The sequence below is a fragment of the Mesorhizobium sp. M1322 genome (assembly GCF_040318085.1).
GTDB lineage: Bacteria > Pseudomonadota > Alphaproteobacteria > Rhizobiales > Rhizobiaceae > Mesorhizobium.
Window position 1 is genome coordinate 1 of sequence record NZ_JAMYLP010000159.1, and the last position, 6,416, is coordinate 6,416.

Annotated in this window: 6 protein-coding genes and 1 pseudogene; 2 read left to right on the plus strand and 5 right to left on the minus strand. The window is 60.5% G+C overall.

The window, feature by feature from the left end:
* Window positions 1-960: pseudogene (locus NKH12_RS29505) on the plus strand (IS1380 family transposase); the annotation flags it as partial.
* A 694-nt stretch (window positions 961-1,654) separates the two neighbouring features.
* Here NKH12_RS29505 and NKH12_RS29510 read toward each other — a convergent pair.
* Together NKH12_RS29510 and glmS are read right to left on the minus strand one after the other, a co-directional pair.
* Window positions 1,655-1,915, minus strand: coding sequence for a helix-turn-helix domain-containing protein (locus tag NKH12_RS29510; RefSeq protein WP_352496595.1), 261 nt, complete (start codon window positions 1,913-1,915; stop codon window positions 1,655-1,657).
* Between the two features lie 415 nt (window positions 1,916-2,330).
* Complete coding sequence (gene glmS, locus NKH12_RS29515) at window positions 2,331-4,154, minus strand: glutamine--fructose-6-phosphate transaminase (isomerizing) (RefSeq protein ID WP_352956350.1); 1,824 nt, start codon at window positions 4,152-4,154, stop codon at window positions 2,331-2,333.
* A gap of 351 nt (window positions 4,155-4,505) precedes the next feature.
* Here glmS and NKH12_RS29520 point away from each other — a divergent pair, with 351 nt between their 5' ends.
* Window positions 4,506-4,646: a hypothetical protein gene (locus NKH12_RS29520; protein WP_352956351.1), complete on the plus strand. Its 141-nt coding sequence runs from the start codon at window positions 4,506-4,508 to the stop codon at window positions 4,644-4,646.
* Between the two features lie 324 nt (window positions 4,647-4,970).
* Here NKH12_RS29520 and NKH12_RS29525 read toward each other — a convergent pair whose 3' ends face one another.
* The 3 genes from NKH12_RS29525 to NKH12_RS29535 all read right to left on the minus strand — a co-directional run.
* Window positions 4,971-5,381, minus strand: coding sequence for a DNA -binding domain-containing protein (locus NKH12_RS29525; RefSeq protein WP_084643024.1), 411 nt, complete (start codon window positions 5,379-5,381; stop codon window positions 4,971-4,973).
* A gap of 58 nt (window positions 5,382-5,439) precedes the next feature.
* Window positions 5,440-5,814: a transcriptional regulator domain-containing protein gene (locus NKH12_RS29530; RefSeq protein WP_352508062.1), complete on the minus strand. Its 375-nt coding sequence runs from the start codon at window positions 5,812-5,814 to the stop codon at window positions 5,440-5,442.
* Window positions 5,811-6,416: acyl-homoserine-lactone synthase (locus NKH12_RS29535; RefSeq protein ID WP_352956352.1), on the minus strand; the 606-nt coding region annotated here is incomplete at its 5' end. The genes NKH12_RS29535 and NKH12_RS29530, both read right to left, overlap by 4 nt.

Genomic DNA, 6,416 nt, shown 5'->3' on the forward strand with positions numbered 1-6,416 from the left:
GCTGGTCGCGATGGGACGGGCGATGGTCGATCTCTATTGCGCCTCGTTCCGGCAGGTGCCGAAGCGGATCGTACTCGACATTGACGACACCTTCGACGCTGTGCACGGAGGCCAACAGCTTCGCCTGTTCAATGCCCACCATGACGAGTACGGCTTCCAGCCGATCGTCGTGTTCGATGGTGCGGGACGGTTCGTCAGCGCGATCCTGCGACCGGCCAAGCGGCCGAGTGGGGCTGAGATCCGCCCCCACCTGCGCCGTCTGGTGCGGGCGATCCGGATCAACTGGCCGAACATTCGAATCCTGCTCCGCGGCGATAGCCATTATTGCAACCCGCAGGTCATCGACTGGTGCCGCGCCAACGACGTCGACTTCATCTTTGGCCTCGCGCCCACCACGACCCTGCGCAAGCATGTCGCGGATCTGGAGGCCAGCACGACGGCGCGCTTCGAAGCGTCGGCCAAGACAGGCAAGGTCCGCAGGTTCAAGGAGTTCGTTGACGGCGCCGCTAGTTGGAGCCGCGTCGAACGCATCATCGCGCGGGTCGAGGTCGGCGCCCAAGGTGGCGATATCCGCTTCGTCGTCACCAACCTTGCCGGTGGGAAGGCCAAGGCGCTCTACGAGGATGTCTACTGCCGGCGCGGCGCGGCCGAGAACCACATCAAGTCGTGGAAGACGCATCTTGCCGCCGACCGCACATCCTGCACCAGAGCGACGGCCAACCAGTTCCGGCTATTCCTGCATGCCGGTGCTTACTGGTTGATGTGGGCTTGCGGGCCGCGATGCCGAGGCGCTCGAGCTTTGCCGTCGCCCAATTCGACACGCTGCGATTGCGCCTCATCAAAATCGCTGCGCGGGTGGTCGAGATGAAATCGCAAATCCGCCTGCACCTGCCGACATCGTGCCCCGACCAGCGCATCCTGCGCATCGTCCTCGATCGCATCCCCCAACTCGCGACATAACGATGGGGGCAGACGCCCCGAAACGAACCCGTCGACCGCAACCTGCAAACCCCCGCCTGCCATCACGACGGAGCAATCCCGGCGCCTGACGAGGCGCGTGGAAAAGCACCGCAACGGCGACCACAACGTCGCTTCAGGCCGTCAAAAGCTTATCGCCGTGCATCAAGGCGGCTAGAAGCGCGCCGGCAGCCTGGCGGGGGGCTTGGGGTTAGACTGCCGGCGCACGCCACTCATGAAGAGCGGCCCCTTTTTGCCGTTCCGACACCCATAGTCAACCCGGCAGCGTCTGGATGCCCGCTGTGCTCTTTTCAGAGCGGCTCGCGATGCCGGCCATGTCGGCCGATCCTGCCTAGGATGGGGGGCCACTCTCGTCGGCCGAGTTGATGCTCCAGCCAGTATCGCCTTGCCGACCAGCATGGGTTCGCCGTTAGCAATCCATCCTCGCGAGCCAATGCTATCGTGCACGTGTCGCAGCACTCCGGGCGGCTATATCGCCTAAGACAGCATGACGAAGCGTTCCAACTTCCTGTTCGGCGAGCCCGTGTGCAGTTCCTGACTCGGACAGTGGACGAGAATTCTCTTGGCGGTACTGCGCCAGAAGGCATTCGCGTCCAACGGAATCAAGCGACGACTATCAGCCGCAAACGTCACATCACAAGAGCGGTCTTCCACCCATTGCAGATTATCCGACTGATCAGGCGGCGTCCGATATGTCCGACTCTGCCTCAAGAATTCCCACAGGTATGGACAGCGATCTCGCTATCCGATTCCGATAGCCCTTATTGTACTTTAGACCCCGCTCGATGTTTTGGATTTCCTGAGCGGCAAGCCCGCACGCGACCGCGAGGTCCTCGATTGAATACCCAAGGTGCTCACGATAAGCGCGGATGATGTGGGTCCCCTGCGACATAGCCGTCAAGACTGGCTCGGGAATGCGCGAATCCTTCATAAACATCTCCAAGAAGATGGGAGCGCCTGACAAATCGGGAGATTTCCTCCCCGACCCTGGCGCACACCCAGCAAATCAAAAAAATGGACGTCCATTCGGCCGGACCGGCCTCATCCATGGAATGGGCCACTTGAAATTGGCAGCCGGGTCGGAATATGGCGGCTCACCTGCTACTGATCAAGTTCTAAGAACCTGCCCGCCATGAGATGGCCTGATCGGCTGTAGCGCATTCGACCTGCGATCCTACACGACTCATTCTCCCCGATGGCTTTCTTGAACAGCAACTCGAACTCTCACTGACGCCTCCAGTGGCTATTCGCGGCACCGTCCACCCAGCCTCGCGGACGCTGATACCTTCGACCAATTTCCACCGCCGATGCAGCGAAGATGGACAAGCATCGCTACCTATAAAGGTTCACAATCACTCGACCGTGACCGATTTTGCGAGATTGCGCGGCTGGTCTACGTCTGTGCCCATGAAGAGCGCCGTGTGGTAGGCAAGAAGCTGTATCGGCAGCGAGAAGATCATCGGCGCGATAATCTCGTCGACAGCCGGCAACACGAGCGTGTGCATGGTGTTGAGTTTCGATGCGGCTGCCCCTTTTTCATCGGTGATGAGGATAATCCGCCCTCCACGGGCAGCCACTTCCTGCATGTTGGAGACGGTCTTGTCGAAAAAGCGATCATGGGGCGCGATGACGATCACTGGCATGTTGTCGTCGATCAATGCGATCGGACCGTGCTTCAATTCACCCGCCGCATAGCCCTCGGCATGGATGTAGGAAATCTCCTTGAGCTTCAGCGCACCTTCCATCGCTAGCGGGAAACTGGTGCCACGGCCGAGATACAGGACGTCACGACACTTTGACAGTTCGCGCGACAGGAACTCGATCTCCGGCTGGATGCTGTTGAGTACCTGGCCCATGACGCGCGGCACTTCGGCGAGGCTCCTGACGAGCGCCTGCAGCTCGTCTTCGGTTACGGTCCCGCGGGCTCTGGCGGCGCCGATGGCGAGTGCGGCTAGAACCGCAAGCTGGCAGGTAAACGCCTTGGTGGAGGCGACGCCAATCTCCGGTCCGGCAAGGATCGGGAAGACCGCATCGGCCTCCCGAGCGATGGTCGATTCGCAGGCATTGACGATAGCGCCAATTTTCAGCCCACGCTCCTTGCAGTACCTCAACGATGCGAGCGTATCGGCGGTTTCGCCGGACTGCGAAATGAAAAGAGCCGCCGACTGCGGCGACAACGGGATCTCGCGGTAACGGAATTCGGACGCAACGTCGATTTCAACCGTCAGGCGCGCATAGCGCTCGAACCAGTATTTTCCGATCAGTCCGGCGAGATAGGCGGTCCCGCAGGCCGAGATCGCCAAGCTCGGGATCCTGGCGAAATCGATGCCAGAAACCATGTCGGCGCGATTCTCTATGATGTTGCTATAGTGACGGAGAGCATGGGCGACGACTTCGGGCTGCTCGTAGATTTCCTTCTCCATGAAGTGGCGATGATTGCCCTTGCTGGCCAGATCGGCCGCGGCCGTGGAGGTATGGCGCGGACGCTCGACGGGATGGCCGTCGAAATCGAAGATATGGGCGCCCGAATTGCCGACAATGGCCCAGTCGCCCTCGATGAGATAGGTAATTTCATTGGTGAAGGGAGCAAGCGCGATCGCGTCGGAGCCCAGGAACATCTCGCCGTCGCCGTGACCGATCGCCAGCGGTGGTCCGTTGCGCGCCGCCATGATGGTCGACGGATCATCTTCGAAGAGGACGGCAAGCGCATAGGCGCCCCTGACGCGTTTCAGCATGGCACGCATCGCCTCTTGCCGCCTCATGCCCTCCCGGCGGTGTCTTGCTAAGAGATGCGCGATGACCTCGGTGTCGGTGTCGGTCTGGAACTCGGCGCCAGCCGCCGCCAATTCGTCCTTCAGCTCGGTGAAATTCTCGATGATGCCGTTATGGACGACGGCGACACCGTCGGCAAAGTGGGGGTGCGCATTGCGTTCCGTCGAGGCCCCATGGGTTGCCCAACGCGTGTGGCCGATGCCGATGTTGCCGCTCAGCGGCTCTTCCTTCAGTCTCCTCTCGAGATTGACGAGCTTGCCCTCGGCGCGCCGGCGGTGCAAGACACCTTCGGTGATCGTCGCAACGCCGGCGGAATCATAGCCGCGATATTCCAAACGCTTCAATGCGTCGACCAACCGATCCGACACCGTCTGTTGCCCAACGATGCCAACAATCCCGCACATGTTCGTCTTCCCATTCTTGCCGGCAGCTTCAGCCTACGCGAGACGGATACCCATCCGGCCGCTTTCATTGGGGGATCTTCTAGTAGTATTCGGTAATATTGGTATAATTGATTGTAGGGATAGCTATCATCCACCCCATGGATAAGCCGCGTTTGGGGCCCTGATCCAACTTCCTCGTTGCGCCTGACGTCCTCATGACCGAACGCAAGCCCACACCCCGCGGCACGAAGGGAACAATCGGCCATGCGCGATCATCCCGGCCACGCACCTGACCACAAACCGCCGCCGCTCGTGGTCACGCGGTGATCGGCATGATCACACAGCACTGTAGTTAGGCAGCATCAGCGACGCATGGTCGGCATCATCATCATCGGCAACGTCGGCGCCGTCGGCATGATTCACGTGTTCGTCACGTTGATCATAATCATCGTCGCCGCCGATCAGGTTCTGATTGCCTGCCGCTTTGACGCGGCTTTCGCCGGTAGAGCTTAGCCCGCGATGGCCTATCAATACGCTGTTAGTCGGCATAGCCGAAACCGAGAGTCAGGCGGCGCAGGCCACAGAGCACGTTCAGCGACCGTTTCAGTCAGCGCCGGCTTTGTCGGGGTTCGTAACGGTCATCAGGATTCTCGGGGCATGAATGCACTATCACGAAAACGTTGGTTCTCAGTGCTTCGTCCGTATTACTCAAACCCGATTCCCGCAGCGGAAGAACTAGGCGCGTGTCACGTCTTGTACAAGGCACAATAGCAGTGAGAAATGGAGATTGATGCCTGCGCGTTTTCGAATAAGACAATCACCAAGCTGTCACCCGAATTACATCAGGAACTGTCTATAGCCGCCGCCCATCAGGTAGCGGCCACGTTGGATGGCGCGACGCACCTGATCGCGAAGATGGCTACCTGGATGAGACCAATCTTCTTCGACACGGCGTCTCCCGAACAGGGCAATGGCGATCTCCTGATGAGATGCTCCCGCAAGCGAGCCATCCAAAGCCTGGAGCACGATACGCAGACGCGCTCCGCGGGGTTCCGGCGGAAAGCAAGCAGCTGCCAGGCGGCCGCAACCATTGATGTCGTTCAGGAACTGAAGGGCAGCGACATGGAACTTCAGGTGCTGCGGCTGCACGATCGCGTCGACATATAGCCGCAACGGGCGGAGAACGGATGCACCGGAAAGGGCGATCTGCAGACTCCGGCAGTCCTCCCTCAGCAGCACGTGCTGCACGCCGGCAGGTGTCAGCAGGATGTCCTTGCAGCATGAGAGCGAAGGGAGATCAAGCGGTTCAAAATCGTGGTCGAGCCCAACCGGCTCCGCGGCCGCTCGTAGAATACGGGCGCAGTCGCGCGGATCCCAAAAGACCCTTGCCGACGTAGCGTCCGACTGTGGCGCGTCCGCGAAAAAGGAGGCTCCATTGTCTTAGGAAAGATGATCCTGTCGTCAACTCGATTATGTTCATGTCGGCCTGGGCTCCGACAATGCAGGCGGACGGTGCCATTTTGGCGTGGTCGCGCTGGAATTGTGGATTGCGCCGAAGAAACTCCCAGGCCCAGGCAGTGCGTGGCAATCGTCTGGCGTAGTGGTAAGCTTCGTGACGACGCCAGTCCGGCCAGCATACAAGACCGACCGTCGCTTCCTTGGGCAGACCAGCATCCTTCACGGCTCAGGTGTCCACAATGCCGACGGGCCTAGAACCGGTTGCCACAGTACCGGTCCGCTCAGACATCCCCTGCTGCGGATGCGCAAAAGGCTCGCGCGGGAAATCTCGAGAAACCCGGCCACCGCCTCCGTTTTGCCGACGGACTTGGGTTGTCCGATGCGCGACAATGGCCACGTCGCGAGGCGAAGGATCCGTTCCATGCGCGTGTCCGTCACCGTTACTATCCGGGTCAGATCCTTGGCCAAGCCGAACTCGATCATGCCCGCGAAGAGCTCGTAGGTTGCCTGGGCCAGTCCGCCCGCTGCCTTGGGCGCCGACGGAGGAAGATCGAGCGCGAAACGACTGCTCTCCCATATGTCGGAGGTCGAGGGCACGACGTCAGCACCCAGCAGCACCGGGAACGTGTCGCGCAACATTGTGGGTCCGGTGCTGGGCAAAAGACGCACGCAACCGCGAATTCGCCAGTCGGATCCCTTGAGGAGCAGATAGACAGGCTTCAGACCATCAGTAAGCGCTGTTCTCAGGCCACGGCCCTGAGTTCGGGAGCCGGGATGTAGGCCCAGGGCAGCAGGTCGTCGATCTGGCTGTTCGGGTGGCCATTG